This window comes from Phormidium yuhuli AB48 (assembly GCF_023983615.1).
In the GTDB taxonomy this organism is placed as follows: Bacteria; Cyanobacteriota; Cyanobacteriia; order Cyanobacteriales; family Geitlerinemataceae; genus Sodalinema; species Sodalinema yuhuli.
This window is the reverse complement of the sequence record NZ_CP098611.1, coordinates 2,680,594-2,695,825: the sequence shown is the minus strand read 5'-3', so window position 1 is coordinate 2,695,825 and position 15,232 is coordinate 2,680,594. Positions and strand designations below refer to the sequence as shown.

General features: G+C 52.5%; 13 protein-coding genes. 3 read left to right on the top strand and 10 right to left on the bottom strand.

Annotated elements, in window-relative coordinates; translation table 11 throughout:
* Positions 1–8 precede the first annotated feature (8 nt).
* The gene (locus NEA10_RS11505) at positions 9–1,013 is read left to right on the top strand and encodes a DMT family transporter (protein ID WP_252660158.1); all 1,005 of its coding nucleotides are present in this window, start codon (positions 9–11) and stop codon (positions 1,011–1,013) included.
* A gap of 61 nt (positions 1,014–1,074) precedes the next feature.
* Positions 1,075–2,232, top strand: a complete 1,158-nt coding sequence (locus NEA10_RS11500) for a D-alanine--D-alanine ligase family protein (protein WP_252660156.1) — start codon at positions 1,075–1,077, stop codon at positions 2,230–2,232.
* A 4-nt stretch (positions 2,233–2,236) separates the two neighbouring features.
* On the opposite strand, the gene NEA10_RS11495 is transcribed toward NEA10_RS11500, so the two are convergent.
* Positions 2,237–2,749: a cupin domain-containing protein gene (locus tag NEA10_RS11495; protein ID WP_252660154.1), complete on the bottom strand. Its 513-nt coding sequence runs from the start codon at positions 2,747–2,749 to the stop codon at positions 2,237–2,239.
* Between the two features lie 127 nt (positions 2,750–2,876).
* Positions 2,877–6,392, bottom strand: coding sequence for an isoleucine--tRNA ligase (gene ileS, locus NEA10_RS11490; RefSeq protein ID WP_252660152.1), 3,516 nt, complete (start codon positions 6,390–6,392; stop codon positions 2,877–2,879).
* 399 nt (positions 6,393–6,791) lie between these two features.
* On the opposite strand from ileS, the gene clpB reads away from it, so the two are divergent.
* Positions 6,792–9,773 carry an ATP-dependent chaperone ClpB gene (gene clpB / locus NEA10_RS11485; protein WP_252660143.1) on the top strand — a complete coding sequence of 994 codons (2,982 nt, stop codon included), beginning with the start codon at positions 6,792–6,794 and terminating at the stop codon, positions 9,771–9,773.
* Positions 9,774–9,779: 6 nt separating this feature from the next.
* Here the strand turns inward: clpB and hflX are convergent, their stop codons facing one another.
* The 8 genes from hflX to NEA10_RS11450 all read right to left on the bottom strand — a co-directional run bounded on the left by hflX (position 9,780) and on the right by NEA10_RS11450 (position 14,854).
* The gene (gene hflX, locus NEA10_RS11480; RefSeq protein WP_252660132.1) at positions 9,780–11,498 is read right to left on the bottom strand and encodes a GTPase HflX; all 1,719 of its coding nucleotides are present in this window, start codon (positions 11,496–11,498) and stop codon (positions 9,780–9,782) included.
* 254 nt (positions 11,499–11,752) lie between these two features.
* Entirely contained in the window at positions 11,753–11,959 is a 207-nt protein-coding gene (locus NEA10_RS11475) for a hypothetical protein (RefSeq protein WP_252660123.1), read from the bottom strand.
* 129 nt (positions 11,960–12,088) lie between these two features.
* Positions 12,089–12,715 carry an imidazoleglycerol-phosphate dehydratase HisB gene (hisB, locus tag NEA10_RS11470; protein ID WP_252660121.1) on the bottom strand — a complete coding sequence of 209 codons (627 nt, stop codon included), beginning with the start codon at positions 12,713–12,715 and terminating at the stop codon, positions 12,089–12,091.
* 46 nt (positions 12,716–12,761) lie between these two features.
* Entirely contained in the window at positions 12,762–13,046 is a 285-nt protein-coding gene (locus NEA10_RS11465) for a hypothetical protein (RefSeq protein ID WP_252660119.1), read from the bottom strand.
* Complete coding sequence (locus NEA10_RS21110; protein WP_374111756.1) at positions 13,009–13,122, bottom strand: DUF6972 family protein; 114 nt, start codon at positions 13,120–13,122, stop codon at positions 13,009–13,011. The genes NEA10_RS11465 and NEA10_RS21110 overlap by 38 nt, the downstream gene beginning before the upstream one ends.
* 97 nt (positions 13,123–13,219) lie before the next feature.
* A complete protein-coding gene (locus NEA10_RS11460) occupies positions 13,220–13,708 on the bottom strand; it encodes a restriction endonuclease (protein ID WP_252660117.1) in 489 nt (162 codons plus the stop codon).
* Positions 13,695–14,153, bottom strand: a complete 459-nt coding sequence (locus tag NEA10_RS11455) for a hypothetical protein (RefSeq protein WP_252660115.1) — start codon at positions 14,151–14,153, stop codon at positions 13,695–13,697. The genes NEA10_RS11460 and NEA10_RS11455 overlap by 14 nt, the downstream gene beginning before the upstream one ends.
* A gap of 41 nt (positions 14,154–14,194) precedes the next feature.
* The gene (locus tag NEA10_RS11450) at positions 14,195–14,854 is read right to left on the bottom strand and encodes a ParA family protein (RefSeq protein WP_252660113.1); all 660 of its coding nucleotides are present in this window, start codon (positions 14,852–14,854) and stop codon (positions 14,195–14,197) included.
* Positions 14,855–15,232: the final 378 nt, after the last annotated feature.

Genomic DNA, 15,232 nt, shown 5'->3' with positions numbered 1-15,232 from the left:
TTAAAGACATGACTGAACTCGTTAAATCTGCCATCGAGAGAGGTCGGGAAACCCCCCCTCTAAAATGGGTTCCCCTCCTAACCTTGGGACTGGCGTTACTCGCCGTCTCCTGTGCTGCCATTTTTATCCGCCTGGCGGAACAGGAACTCGGGGCGAATGCAACGGTTTTTAATCGTTTAGCCATCGCCACACTGGCCTTTTGGCTTCTAAACAGCCTCAAGCAATGGCGACAAGACTCTCCCCTCGACTGGCAAGCACCGGTCACATACCACGTCGACGATATTGTACAACTGATGGCTGTGGCGGCTGTATCCTCTGCTTCCGTTGTCCTTTGGGCCGAGTCCCTGACGGAAACCAGTATCGCTAACTCGACTCTACTGCGTAATCTAACCCCCATTTTTACTAGCTTAGGGGGCTGGCTGCTGTTGGGCCAACACTTTGACCGACGTTTCCTGGTGGGAACCCTGATTGCTGTGTTGGGGGCGATCGCCATCGGTGTGGAAGATTTCCAGATTGGCCAGGAGCATCTTCTCGGGGATGGCTTAGCCTTACTCTCCGCCATCCTCTATGGCAGTAATTTACTCCTGGTTGAGCGGTTGCGATCGCGCTTTCCCACCTCCACCATTCTCCTCTGGCGTTGTGGCATTGGTTCGCTGCTCCTGCTTCCGATGACCTGGCTCTTGGAAGAACAGCTCTTCCCCCAAACCTGGCAAGTCTGGCTGGCGGTTGTGGCTCTGGCCCTAGTCTGTCAGGTTTTGGGGCAAGGATTACTCGTCTATAGCCTCAAACAGTTCTCCTCCGGATTTATTGCTGTCTTTCTCCTCCTAGAACCGATTTTGACGGCAATTCTGGCTTGGCTTGTCTTTGCCGAACTCTTGGACTGGACGAACTGGCTAGCATTTGTCATGGTACTGTCAGGGATTTATCTAACCCGGTCCAGTGGCAGTGCAACCCAATCGGTCACGGCTTCGACGGCTGCTCAGCCGCAAGCTGGAACCCCTGACACTCGGTAATCTCTAACTTGGTCAGCCGTCTATGCGCTTTGATTCCGCAAATTCTACAATACAGTCCACCGTGGCTTACGATGTTACCCAGTTAAGGGCGCTCATACAGCGTCTGCGATCGCCCCTACGCCTGGCGGTGATTCACGGCGGGGACAAAACCCAACCGGGAGCCGTCATCTACCCCACCCACAATCCCCGCTCCACGAAAACCTATCACACCGTCGCCAAAGATATTGCCGAGGCCCTCAGGGAAGTGGGGTTTGAACAGGTGAGTCTCTTGGCTGACGATATGACCCTTCCCCAAACCCTGAAACAACAGGGGATTCATCTAGCCTGGCTCAATACCGGTGGCGTACAAGGCTATGACCCGGTTTGTCATACGCCGGCGATGTTGGAAATGCTGGGGGTTCCCTATCTCGGTCATAATCCCCTCAATAGTTCCATTTTGGATAATAAACACGCCTTTAAGCGGGAGTTACAGGCTCTGGGAATTGCGACGGCTCCCTTTATGGTGGCTCATCCCTTTCAAGGTCCCTTCAATCCCCAAACCCATCCCCAGTTTCAACGGCTGTTTGGGGACTATCGGGGGGCGTTTGTGGTCAAACCGGTGTCGGGACGAGCCTCGGTGAATGTTTTTGTGGTGGATGAGGTTGAGGGGTTAGGGGAGGCGGTGGCGAACGTTCATCGTCTGACGGCGAATACGGCCTTGATTGAAACCTATTTACCGGGACGGGAGTTTTGTATCTCGGTATCGGGACCGATTCTCCATCGTGAGGGTGTGTTTGAGAATCATGGGACTCCCTTTGCCTTTTCAGCCATTGAGCGAGTGTTGGAACCCCAGGAGCGAATCTTTACCTCGATGGATGCGAAGGGAATGAGTCAGGAACGGATGCGGCTGTTGTCTGGGGAGGAGGCGGCGGAAGGGAGGCTGCGATCGCAACTTGAGGCGATTGGCCAGGAGATTTATCAGGCCTTTAACCTGACGAGCTTAGTGCGGATTGACCTGAGACAAGATGAAGCGGGTCAACTCTATGTCCTCGAAGCCAATCCTAAACCCGATTTGAAACGACCCACCGCCCATAGCACCAGTTTAGTGGCCCAAGGCTTGGAACAGCATCAGATGAGCTATCACGATTTGATTCTGAGTCTATTGGGCGATCGCCTCCACCAGCTTCTCAGCCATCAACCGCACCTGATTCCCCATATCCAAGCTCTGATAAGGTCTTAACGGCTCAACTCGGGCGCGTCAACTGCTCAATGACCGCTCGATGTTGAGGATAAGCCTGTAGCAAGCTGTCCCGACTCGGGGCCTCAAAATCGGCAAACTCAAAGCCGGGGGCCACGGTACAGCCAACTAAGCTATAACCTCCCGCCTCATCCACTGTCGCGGCGAACAAATCCCCCCGGCGAATCACCACTTGTAGCCGTTCCCCAGCCTTAAAATTGCGTCCGAGGGTCTGCTGAGAGAGGTTTCCTTGGGGGGTGAGTATGGCTAGGGTTAAGGGACTTCCCTCGTAGAAATGCCAGATTTCTTCCTGTTGGATCCGGTGGAAGGCGGAGAATTCCGGGTGTTCTAGGAGATAGTAGATGGAGGTGCAGTAGGTGCGATCGCCCCCAAAGCGGTCTGGGAGGGCAGATTGAGGAATTACCTCATCAGAGCGATAGAGTTCGCGATACAGTCCCCCTTCTTCCGGGAGAGGAACCAAGCCTAGGGTCTCAATCCAATCAGCAGCACTGTACATCATGTCGGTTCAACATCATCGTTGGCAACATTGTAGAGGAACGAAGGTTGCGACCCAACAACTAAATGAAGCGGCCCACCACTGACAAGAGTTGTGGGCCGCTTCAGGTGATGAGCAATCGGGATGGGGATTAAAACTGACCGGCTAAGGCGCTGACGCAACGTTCACAGATGCTGGGATGCTCCTGAGAGTCCCCCACATGGGTCGAGTAGTTCCAGCAGCGTTCACACTTGTCACCGTCAGCACTGACGATGCCAATTCCTAGACCCTCGCTTTGGCTAGCATAAGCAATTCCATCGAGAGCCTCGGGGGAGTCTAACAGTTCCACTTGGGAGCAGATAAACAGATAGCGTAACTCATCAACGCCATTGCCAGGGCTACTATGAGTTACAGGAGCGGTGGACTCCTCCTCAGCGGCGGCGGGCAGTTCTGGCGCTGCGGCTGGTTCGGGTTCAGGGGCGATCGCCGGTTTATCGGCCACCTGCTGTACGGCGTTGGGGGGCAGTTCGACATCGGTTCCCAAGACTTTTAACTTGAGGTCATTGGCTCGTCCCACCAGTTTTTGGCGATCGCTGGCATACAAGACATTGCGATAGCCAAAGCGCAGGGAATAGCCAAAGCCGATCGCCGTAAAGAACTCCGGTAAGAACAAGAGACGATTCACCGCCGCCAACAGACTCGATGAGAGATAGGCCACCATCACCAGAGCCAACAGCAAGGCCAGATTGCGAATCGCCAACCGGTTCGTACGATAGACATCCACCAGATATCCTGGTGCATCCACAATAAAGTCCATGACATCGCGAACCTTCAGATTCTCCCACTGGGGAAGCGCTAACCCTGAGGGCCGCGATCGCTCTAAACTATTCGGCTCAGACGCCGCAACCCCTGCGGTTTTCCCTGGAGTTTCAGGATGGATTGGCTCAGGGCTTTCCGTTTCCACCTCGTCAGAAGCCGCCACAGGAGCCTCCTCGGGAGCATCAGCAACGGCGGTAGCCGTAGAAGCGGCCACGGCTAACTCCGGATTCATTCCTGCCAGTTTGTCCCGCTGAGCCTCGTCAGCGACAAACAACTTCAGCTTGGCATCCAACGACGAGCCAATTTTCTTATCGGCCCGGGCCTTCTCCATCACCTTATTCACTTCCGCGCGATAGAAGCGCAGGGTTTCCCAGCGTTGGGCCAACTCGGGATGGCGCCAATCTTCCTCTAACTGCACCCAGCCGGCCTCAAACACTGACTCACAGTCCGTCTCATAGGGGAGATTCTGCCAGATATCCTCAGCCATGTGACAGAGGACTGGGGCGATCGCCCGAGCCAAATTCTCCACCACAATCGCCAACACCGTCTGACAACTGCGACGGCGGCTGGCATCCTCCGCACTGATATACAGGCGGTCCTTGGCAATATCCAAATAGAAATTGGATAAATCCACCACACAGAAATTCTGGATGGTTTGGAAGAAGCGGAAGAACTGATAACTCTCAAACGCCTCCGTCACCTCATCCATCACCTCAATGGTTCGATGGAGCATATATTGGTCTAACTCCGGCAACTCCTCATAGGCCACCGCATCCGTCGCTGGATTGAAATCATGGAGATTCCCCAACAGGAAGCGAGCCGTATTACGAATCTTGCGATAGACATCGGAGGTTTGCCGCAAAATCGTGCCACCGAGCGGCACATCCCCGGAATAGTCCACCGAGGACACCCACAGGCGCAACACATCGGCCCCATAGGGGGGTTGTTGCTTCTGATTATTGCCCCCGTTAATCACCACCGCTGGGTCGACCACATTCCCCAGAGATTTACTCATCTTATGGCCCTTCTCATCCAAGACAAAGCCATGAGTTAACACCGTTTTATAGGGGGCCTGGCCCTGAGTAGCGACACTGGTGAGCAAACTGGACTGGAACCAACCGCGATGTTGGTCCGACCCCTCCAGATATAAATCGACCGGATAGCCCAATCCTCGCTGTTTCGCCACCGCCGCCCACGAGGAACCGGAGTCAAACCAGACATCCATAGTATCGGTTCCCTTAACGTAGGTGCGGCCATTATTACGATAGGACTCGGGCAGCAACTGCTCAACCGGCAGTTCCCACCAAGCATCCGAGCCTTTCTCCGCCACAATATCCCGCACATAATTGACGGTTTCTTCCTTTAACAGGGGTTCATTGGTTTCCTCGTCATAGAACACGGGAATGGGAACCCCCCAACTGCGTTGACGGGAAATACACCAATCGGAGCGTTCCCCAACCATGGCAGTGATGCGGTTTTCTCCTTGTGTGGGAATCCAACGCACCTGACCAATTGACGCTAACGCCGCCTCCCGGAAGCCTTCAACGGAGGCGAACCATTGTTCGGTGGCCCGGAAGATGGTGGGTTTCTTGGTGCGCCAGTCGTAAGGATATTTATGTTGATAGGGTTCCTGTTTCAGCAGGGAATGAGCCTCGGCTAAGGCTTCGCTGATTTTTTCGTTGGCATCTTTGAGGACATTTAGGCCCGCAAAAGGTCCCGCGTCCTTGGTGAGGATTCCCTTTGCATTGACGGGGGAGAAAATTGGTAGGTTGTAGCGTAACCCCACCTGATAGTCTTCTAAACCATGACCGGGGGCGGTATGCACTAAGCCGGTCCCCGATTCAGTGGTGACGTAATCGCCGCCAATGACCACGGGACTGGTGCGCTCAAACAGGGGATGCCGATAATGGCATTGGTCTAATTCAGTACCTTTGAGGCGCTCTAAGACCCTCAATTCGCCGCCAAAGGTTTGAGATAGCCGTTCCACCGCATCGGCCGCCACAATTAGGAATTTACCCGCTGCGGCTTCAAACTCTACGGGGGCCTCGACAATGGCGTAGGTCAACTCGGGGTTAACGCTAACGGCTAAGTTGGCGGGAATGGTCCAGGGAGTCGTGGTCCAGATGGCTAGCCAGAGATGGGGTAGATAGTCGGCGAGACGCTCTTTCAGGCCGTCGTTGAGTTCGGTGACTTGGAAGGCGGCGTAGAGACTGGGGGAGGTGTGACCTTCGGGATATTCCAGTTCGGCTTCGGCGAGGGCGGTGCGAGAACTGGGACTCCAATGGACGGGTTTACGACCCCGATAGATATAGCCTTTGAGGGCCATCTCGCCGAAAACGCCAATTTGAGCGGCTTCGTACTCAGGGTTGAGGGTCAGATAGGGGTCGTCCCAGTCTCCCCAAACTCCGTAGCGTTTGAAGCTTTCCCGCTGTTCGCGGACGACTTGATGGGCAAATTCTTTGGCCTTGAATCGCAGGGCCAAGGGGGTCAGTTGCCGGCGTTCTTCGGGTTTGAGGCTTTGGAGAACTTTTAGTTCAATGGGTAAGCCATGACAGTCCCAACCGGGGATGTAGCGAACTTTGCGCCCTTGCAGGAGCTGATAGCGGTTGATAATGTCTTTGAGGATTTTGTTGAGGGCGTGACCAATGTGCAGCGACCCGTTGGCATAGGGAGGACCATCATGGAGAATAAACGGGTCTCCAGGATTGTTTTGCGCAACATTCTGATAAATCTTCCGGTCTTCCCAGAAGGCTTGCAACTCGGGTTCGCGCACCACGGCATTGGCACGCATGGAAAACCCCGTTTGCGGGAGGTTGACGGTTTCCTTATATCGCTTTTCTTCGGTCACGGCTGGCTACCCAGAGACGAAAGAGCAAGTTATCAAGGGTCGGGCGATCGCCCCCCTGGGACAAGGCACCCCATCTTGACAACGATGACAATAATTTGTAATTTTTTATTACAAACGCTTGACAAATCGTGAGACGATGGTAGGCAGAAAAAAGCAGCCAAAGGTCACGATTGTATCAAGGGCCCATTGTAGTCGAAGAGGGGTGCAATGGGAATGCTGACGGTTCCCTTAAATCCCGTCAGGAGTTCCGATGACTATAGGGGAGTTGCTGACATTGGGCGGCGAGCGCGCTACCCAATGGATGAGTTTTACGATAGCTTGAAAACGAACGGGATTTCCCACCCCGGCGTCTGGCTTCAGCCCCGTCACATTCTTTAATTATTGTAACGTTCCCCCACAATGCAACCGACTGACCCTTCCAAATTTACTGATCAAGCCTGGGATGCCATTGTTGCCTCTCAAGACGTGGCGCGACGCTATCGCAATCAAAATTTAGAGGTTGAGCATATTATTCTGGCGCTGCTGGAAACGGTGGAACCCTCCCATCAGATTCTGCAAAAAGCCGGCATTGATCCGACGGCCTTGGCCCAAAAACTCGATACATTCGCCAAGCAGCATCCCCGCCTGGGAGGAGTAGAACAGCTTTATCTGGGCCGTCACTTAGATGTGATGTTGGATAAGGCGGAAATTGCCCGGCAGAATTTTGAGGATAGCCAGATTGGTATTGAACATCTGTTATTAGGCTTTGCGGAAGACGATCGCATTGGCGGGAAAACCTTACATCATCTGCAATCGGATCAATCCAAGATTGTGGCGGCGATTAAAGTCTTTCGCGCCCAGGCGGCTAAGGCGAAGGAGTTGGCTGGGGGAACCGCCGCCGATGAACCCAGTCAGGATGTCTTAGAACGCTATGGCCGGGATCTCACGGAACAGGCCCGGGCCGGAAAACTCGATCCGGTGATTGGCCGGGATGAGGAGATTCGTCAACTGATTCAGGTGTTATCCCGTCGCCGCAAGAATAACCCCGTTTTGATTGGGGAACCGGGGGTAGGGAAAACGGCGATCGCCGAGGCCCTGGCCCAGCGGATTGTTAATGGAGATGTGCCGGAATCCCTGAAAAACCGTCGTCTGATTTCCCTGGATATGGGAAGTCTGATTGCGGGGGCTAAGTTCCGGGGAGAGTTTGAGGAACGGTTGCGTTCGGTGATTCGGGAAGTGACTCATTCCGATGGCCAGGTAGTGTTATTTATTGACGAACTGCATACGGTGATTGGGGCCGGTGGGGGTGGAAGTCAAGGAACGATGGATGCGGGGAATCTCCTCAAACCCATGTTGGGGCGCGGCGAGTTGCGCTGTATTGGGGCCACCACCCTGGATGAGTATCGTAAACATATTGAGAAGGATAAGGCCCTGGAACGACGGTTCCAGCAAGTGTTTGTGGGCCAGCCCGATGTGGAAGCAACGATTTCCATTTTGCGGGGCTTGAAAGAACGCTATGAGGTCCATCATGGGGTCACCATTACCGACTCCTCCCTGGTGGCGGCGGCGACGCTCTCAAATCGCTATGTGACCGATCGCTTTCTCCCGGATAAAGCCATTGATTTGGTGGACGAGGCGGCGGCCAAGTTAAAAATGGAGATTACCTCGAAACCCACGGAATTAGAGGATGTCGATCGCCGTTTGATGCAGTTGGAGATGGAAAAACTCTCCCTGGAAGGGGAGGAACAACGGGCCGCCCGAGGGACGTATTATTCCGCTCAAGAACGGCTCAGTCGCATTGAGGAAGAAATGAATGACCTCAAACAAAAACAGGGGGTCTTAAGTTCTCAATGGCAGACCGAAAAACAACTGTTAGATGATATTAATGCCCTCAAGGAAGAAGAAGAACAATTACGGCTCAAGATTGAACAAGCTGAGCGCAATTATGATTTAAATACCGCCGCGCAGTTGAAATATGGCCGTTTGGAGAAGTTGCAGCGGCGGGCGGAACAGAAGGAGGCCCAGTTACTGAAATTGCAGACCGATGGGGTGGCCCTGTTGCGGGAACAGGTCACGGAGGCGGATATTGCCGAAATTGTGGCGAAATGGACGGGAATCCCGGTTAATCGCCTCCTGGAGACGGAACGACAAAAACTCCTGAAATTGGAAGAACAACTCCAGCGCCGGGTTGTGGGCCAGTCGGAGGCCGTCGAAGCGGTGTCGGCGGCGATTCGTCGGGCCCGGGCGGGGATGAAAGACCCCTCTCGGCCGATTGGGTCCTTCTTATTTATGGGACCGACGGGGGTGGGGAAAACGGAATTAGCCCGGGCCTTGGCGGCGTCCTTATTTGATGACCATGATGCGCTTGTCCGTATTGATATGTCTGAGTACATGGAGAAACATTCCGTGTCTCGCTTGGTGGGAGCGCCTCCGGGCTATGTGGGCTATGACGAAGGAGGACAACTCTCGGAAGCCGTGCGGCGGATGCCCTATTGTGTGTTGCTCTTGGATGAGGTGGAGAAGGCTCACCCGGATGTTTTTAACATTTTGTTGCAAGTCCTTGACGATGGGCGCATTACGGATTCTCAGGGACGGGCCATCAACTTCTGTAATACGGTCATTATTATGACCAGTAATATCGGTTCGCAACATATTTTAGATGTGGCGGGGCGGGAGTCGGATTATGAGGCCATGCGATCGCGGGTCTATGAGGCGTTGCGATCGCAGTTCCGACCGGAATTTCTCAATCGCGTTGATGATTTAATTATCTTCCATCCCCTGGGCAAAGACCAGTTACGGGATATTGTCTCGATTCAAATTTTACGCATTGAGAGTTTGCTGGCGGAACAGAAGTTGCAGATTAAACTCTCGGAAGCGGCGAAACAGTATATCGCCGATGTAGGTTATGACCCCGTCTATGGGGCGCGACCCCTCAAACGGGCCATCCAACGGGAGTTAGAAAACCCCATCGCCACCAAGTTACTGGAACTGGAGTTTGGCGCGGGAGATACGATTTACGTCGACTGTACTGAGGATGAGTCAAGTTTACGTTTCAGTAAAACCCCCGTTGGCCGCAATGGGGCTTCTAAACCCTCATCGAAGGCCCCATCTCAGCCGTCACCGCCCCCAGTCACGCCTCAGGCCCCGGCCCAATCCACCCCGAAACCGGAGTCGCCGGCTAAACCCACGCCGCAACCTCCAAGCCAACGGAAGTCAGACCCCGGGCCGGAGGCCAAGTCCAACGGCGAGAAGGACGTGAAATCAGAGTCTCAATCTCAGCCCAACTCCCAGACGTCGAAGGGGGAGGATGAGGATGTGGTGTCCGTGAGTGCGACGGTGGTCGATCCCATGGAGATTACCCGAGGTCGCCCGGTTCAGTCTGATGGTTTCCCCTGGGAGTAGGAACCATCAATGTTTGGTATAGTCCACCAATTGCAGGAGTCGTTGGCGGAGGGTGGCTAAGCCAAAGCCGGCGGTGGCGGAGATGAAGGTGGCTTGGGGATATTCTTCTTTGGCCAGTTCCAAGGTATCTCCGTCCACCTGGTCAATTTTGTTGAAGACGAGGAGAATCGGACCGGGGGTGATGGGCATTTCTGAGAGGATTCCCATGACGGAATGAATCTGATTCTGCCAGGCCCCATGGGATAAATCGACTAGATGGAGGAGTGCATCGGCTTCGGTGACTTCTTCGAGGGTGGCCCGGAAGGCGTCAACTAGGGCCGGAGGGAGTTCGTGGATGAAGCCGACGGTGTCCGTTAGGACTAAGTTATGGACCACATGGGTGACATCTTCTTGAATGCTAAGGCGGCGAGTGGTGGGGTCGAGGGTGGCGAAGAGTTGGTCGGCGGTATAGATGTCGGAGTTGGCTAGAACGTTGAGGAGGGTGGATTTACCGGCGTTGGTATAGCCGACGAGGGCGATGGAGGGAACCTCTTGGGCCTGGCGTTGTTGACGCATTCGGGCCCGGTGGGCCTGGAGGTTGGTGACTTCCCGTTGTAGGCGGGAAAGGCGCTGGCTAATAGCCCGTCGTTCGGTTTCCAGTTGGGTTTCACCGGGGCCTCGGGTGCCGATTCCGCCCCCGAGACGGGACATGTTCTGACCTTGTCCCGTGAGACGGGGGAGACTGTATTCGAGTTGGGCGAGTTCGACTTGTAGTTTTCCGGCCCGGGATTGGGCCCGTTGGGCGAAGATATCGAGGATGACTTCGGTGCGATCGACCACTCGCACCCCGAGGCGTTTTTCCAGGTTGCGGACTTGGGCCGGGGAGAGGTCGCGATCGAACACCACTAGGTTAGCGCCAACGGTTTGTACGGCCAGGGCCAGTTCATCGACTTTCCCGGACCCGATGACGGTTTGGGGGTGGGGCCGCGATCGCCCCTGTTGGATGGTTTGCAGGACAACCCCCCCAGCGGTATCGACGAGGCGCACCACTTCGGCGAGATGTTCCTGAAAGTCGGCTTCACTGACGTTTTGGGTGCGCAATCCCACCAGGAGGACGCGATCGCCGTCGCTGTCGACGGATTGGCCGACAAATTCCCGTTCAAATTCCCCTTCCAGGGCTTCCACGAGGTCGAGGAAATCCTGTTGGGCGATCGCCTCTAGGGTCATGTCCTCAGACAGAGTCCAGGCGGCTTCTTTGGAGTTGGGGACGAGATGGGCCAGATAGGCGGTATGGACATAGCCGGTTTCCCCGCCCCCCCGTCGCTGAAAGCCGGACCCCGTGAGGGTGAGACAGATGAGGGCATCTAACCGCTGAATGGCCATAGCGGTGAGGGTTGAGGTTCCTGGTGGATTGCGTTTCAGTTGGGTGGCGATGCAGCGAATCCCACTGAGACGACTGGCCCCGTAGCGGGGGAGTTCCAGGGGGGGGATTTGGGTTTGGCGGGGACTTCCCACTCCGACGCGAATCACTTGGCCACGACGGTTGAGATAGGCGGAGAGGGGTTTTCCGAGGTCGGTACTGATGGCCGCCAAGCGTTGGGCGAACTCCGGTGTGGTGAGGCGATCGCCCGGTAACCGCTGGTGATACAGCCGTTGTAGTTGTTTGAGTTGGCTGGGTTTGAGTCCTTTGAGGTCTCCGTAGATGTGATTATTAATGAACTCTTTGCCCCGCTTTCGGGGGTCCACGCGACAAGTGTTACACCATTTTTAAAACATTGTGCCACAGATACCTGTAGGGGCGAACCCTTGTGGTCGCCCTCCCCCAGTATTGATGTCTGGCAAGGTGATCGAAAAATGGTGTTAGTTTCTCAGTGTAGCGAATTTTGCCCGAGTGGGTCGAGCATTGAGAAACCCACCCGGCCTCAATCGGGATGAGAGAGGACCAGGTGGGTGTTCTGTTAGCGAAATCTGAGACCAATACTCCTGCGCCAATGGGGGAGTTAACCCCGTTGAATGGCTTGTCGAGAGATTTGTTTTTCAAACTCAGCCTGAGTTTCCTGGAGAAGTTGCTCGCGGCTATCAGCGGCTTGAGTCAAGTTAGGGACTAGGTTACGGGCCTGGAGGGTCATGTGGAACTGAAGATGAGCCACGTAATCACCGATATCCTCGTGCGCGTTCTGTCCGTGATGCGATAGGGATGCGTTCAAGGGAGTTCTCCTGCCAAACTTGGCGTAGTCAGCTAGTTTCGTGTTCTGGGTAGAACGTTAACATGAGTGCTTCCGTTGCTCCGTGCGATCGCAAGAAAGCTTAACACTCTGGGGGTTGGGGGTGGAGGGTTAGAGAACTCCTTTGGAACTGGGGATGGTACTGGCCCGGCGGGGGTCGATTTCCACGGCCATGCGCAGCGATCGGGCGAAGGCTTTGAAGGTAGCTTCAATAATATGATGGGAGTTGAGGCCATCGAGTTGGCGGATATGCAGGGTGAGTTGAGCGTGGTTAACGATGGCGACAAAGAACTCTCGCACCAGTTGGGTGTCATAGGTTCCCACCCGTTCCGTGGGGATTTCGAGGCCATAGCTGAGATGAGGTCGTCCGGAGAAGTCTAGGGCCACTTGAATCAGGGATTCATCGAGGGGTGCGACGAAATGGCCGAAGCGAACGATTCCTTTGCGATCGCTCAAGGCTTGGGCCAAGGCTTGTCCGAGGGTAATCCCCACATCTTCATTGGTATGGTGGTCATCAATCTCCCAATCCCCGACGGCGTTGACTTCTAAATCAATCAGGCCATGGGAGGCGATTTGGTGCAGCATGTGGTTGAGGAAGGGAATCCCGGTGTTGGCGTGACATTGGCCGGTTCCATCGAGGTTCACGCTAACTTGGACATCGGTTTCCCCAGTTTTGCGGGAGACGCTGGCTTGACGTTGGGGGAGGGTGAGTTGGGGACGGGTTTCGGACGTTTGCATAGGTATTTGAGTAAGTTCGGGAGCCAAGGCATGGTTCCCATCTATTTTAAGGGAGATGGGGACTCGCTTCTATGGAGTCAACGTCTTCAGCCAAAACTTTACCCTTAACCCGTTCATATTCATCTTCCAGAAGCCAATCCTGTGCGGCTTCATAGTTAGGGTGAGTGACAATCAGTTTATAGCCAGAAGCAGGATTAAAAATATGACAACTGCCATTTTTATTAGCCACTAGCATCAGGATTTTGGGTGGAAACAGAATTGGGTCAACCCAAAGTTCTATGAATTGCCAGAGTTCAGCCTGTTCGTCGAGGACGGGTGCGTGGGATTGCATGATATCTACCGGTTGTTTTTACAATTTTTATCTCACCGTAATAAAGAGGGGTTTGGCTCCCATTTTCTCTAATCATGTAGCCAATTGGCTCAAGAAACAGGAATACAATTTGCGCTCAGTCAACTTTTGTAAACCCAGTCAAAACTCATGCTATCTGCCTTTAAGATACAGACTTATTCACTATCCTCCCAATCTTTTCGAGTTATTTTTCTTAAACTCGGTAAATCAGCAAGTGCATCATCGAACACCTGATTCTTTTCATAAATATCCGATAACGTCAGCAAGTGCAGCTTGAAGCCATCTCCACCTGGGCGATTCCGCAAGCAATTTTCAAATCCAGCTTTTGGCTTTGACGGAGTTGGTTTTGTGTATCCGACTCCAGCTAAAACGATAATCACATCTGCTTTTTCTCTCTGCGCTGCACCATAGATAGCATCGGCAACCGGAGCACCCAATTTATCCGCAGTCAACCGACATTGAAAATATACTCTATTGCCCTTGACGGTACCCACACCATCCATCCCGCCATCGGATCCCCTGGAACCAGGAGATAAGCCTAGAGCAAAGGCATATTTACGCCCAAGTTCTTGCTTCTCTTGAGAGTCTAACTTGAGTATCCCTTGGACAATCGAGCGAATCACCTTAGAACTAGGACGGTTCATCTGAATTATAAAACTCCTTCAATTCTTCTAAGCTTAGTTTGTCAACGATATTTTGTTTATGCAAAATATTCAAACCAAAGCTAACACAGCCACTGATGCAATCCATTAGAGCCATTTCTTCTAAAGCTTTCTCATCTCGATACTCTAAACTCAGCTCCTGTGACATGGCGGCTTCGTTTTCCTCAACACCTTGCTGTAGTTTCTTGACCTGTTCCACAAGCCAGCTTCTGCTAATTTCATCGCTATAATAAAAACGAGTCACCAGAATAGACTGACGAATTAAGCTATCCCTAGATACTCCCAAATAGCTTGAAACTTCCTTGAACTTAGAAGCTTCAGTCCTCGAGTACTTAATTTGGTGCTTTTTATCTTCATTGTATTTTTCACTTTCCAGATGTTTTTGCTTACCTTTTTTGAGGGCAGCCTCAACTTTCGTCTGTATCATAGCTGTAGTCCTCCTTAACTTAACTGCACTAGATTTCTTACTTAGCAAGAAGTATTAAACGCCAAGTATTTAAAATAGTTTTTATTATGTTCAAGACCCACACAGTCCCAAATATATTTTCTGTCCTTATAGATGACTTTGTCCATTGTTGTACTCAAGTCCTCCATGGAGTCAGCCACCAAATACTGCTCTGAATGATATTCAATTCGTTCAAGTTCCCTTTCTATATTTTCTTTGTCAATTCCTAGGGGAACAATGACGACTGAATAAGGGAGAGCAGGATTGCCATCTATTCCTCCCACCATTTCTAGAACAGAGGCTAAGTTGTCTATGGACTTGTACATGTGGGAGCGGTTCAAGGGGATAAAAATCAAGTCTGGATGAGCATTTAAAATGACCTGAACTGTATTTTCTAATACAGTATCAATATCAATTACTATAAAATCGAACTGATTAGGCTTAACTTTCAGTTTTTTCAAGGAGCGTCTTTCAGGGTTGGCGATGACTTCTATTCCACGAGCCGACCCTTGGTCTACAGGAACTCCTGGCTCTTTCTCCATGAAAAACTTCCAGGAATCCGCTTGCTCATCGCAGTCTACGAGAAGTACTTCTCCCCATTCAGATAAGTACCCTGCTAAGTGAACTGCTAGGGTTGTCTTTCCCACACCGCCGCTATTGTGGGTACAGAGAATTACTTTCATGGGCTGACTACATTAAGATAAACAGTGCTTTAGGCAAACAACCTGGGATGCTGGGATGCGGTGTAATCGCTGCTGATTATGCCGTCCTGAAACCCCAAACTATAGGCAAAACTGGTTCCCCACTTTGACTGGGGTTTGGTATTATTATTGAACGGACACTGTTCATCTAAGTTTTTTAATCTTCAGCTTCAGCGCAAATCTACATGCAAAATCTTACTACATATTATAGTTTTTGTCAAGTTATTGTCCGCTAAAATGTTAGATTCCAGGAGTTTGCATACTGTCGCCGTAAGGTTCTTTCTTCATTTTGTATAAACTCATTATCTTTTGAGTCAAGTAATTTTAACGACTATTTTTTACGAATTTAAAGCTTTTTTG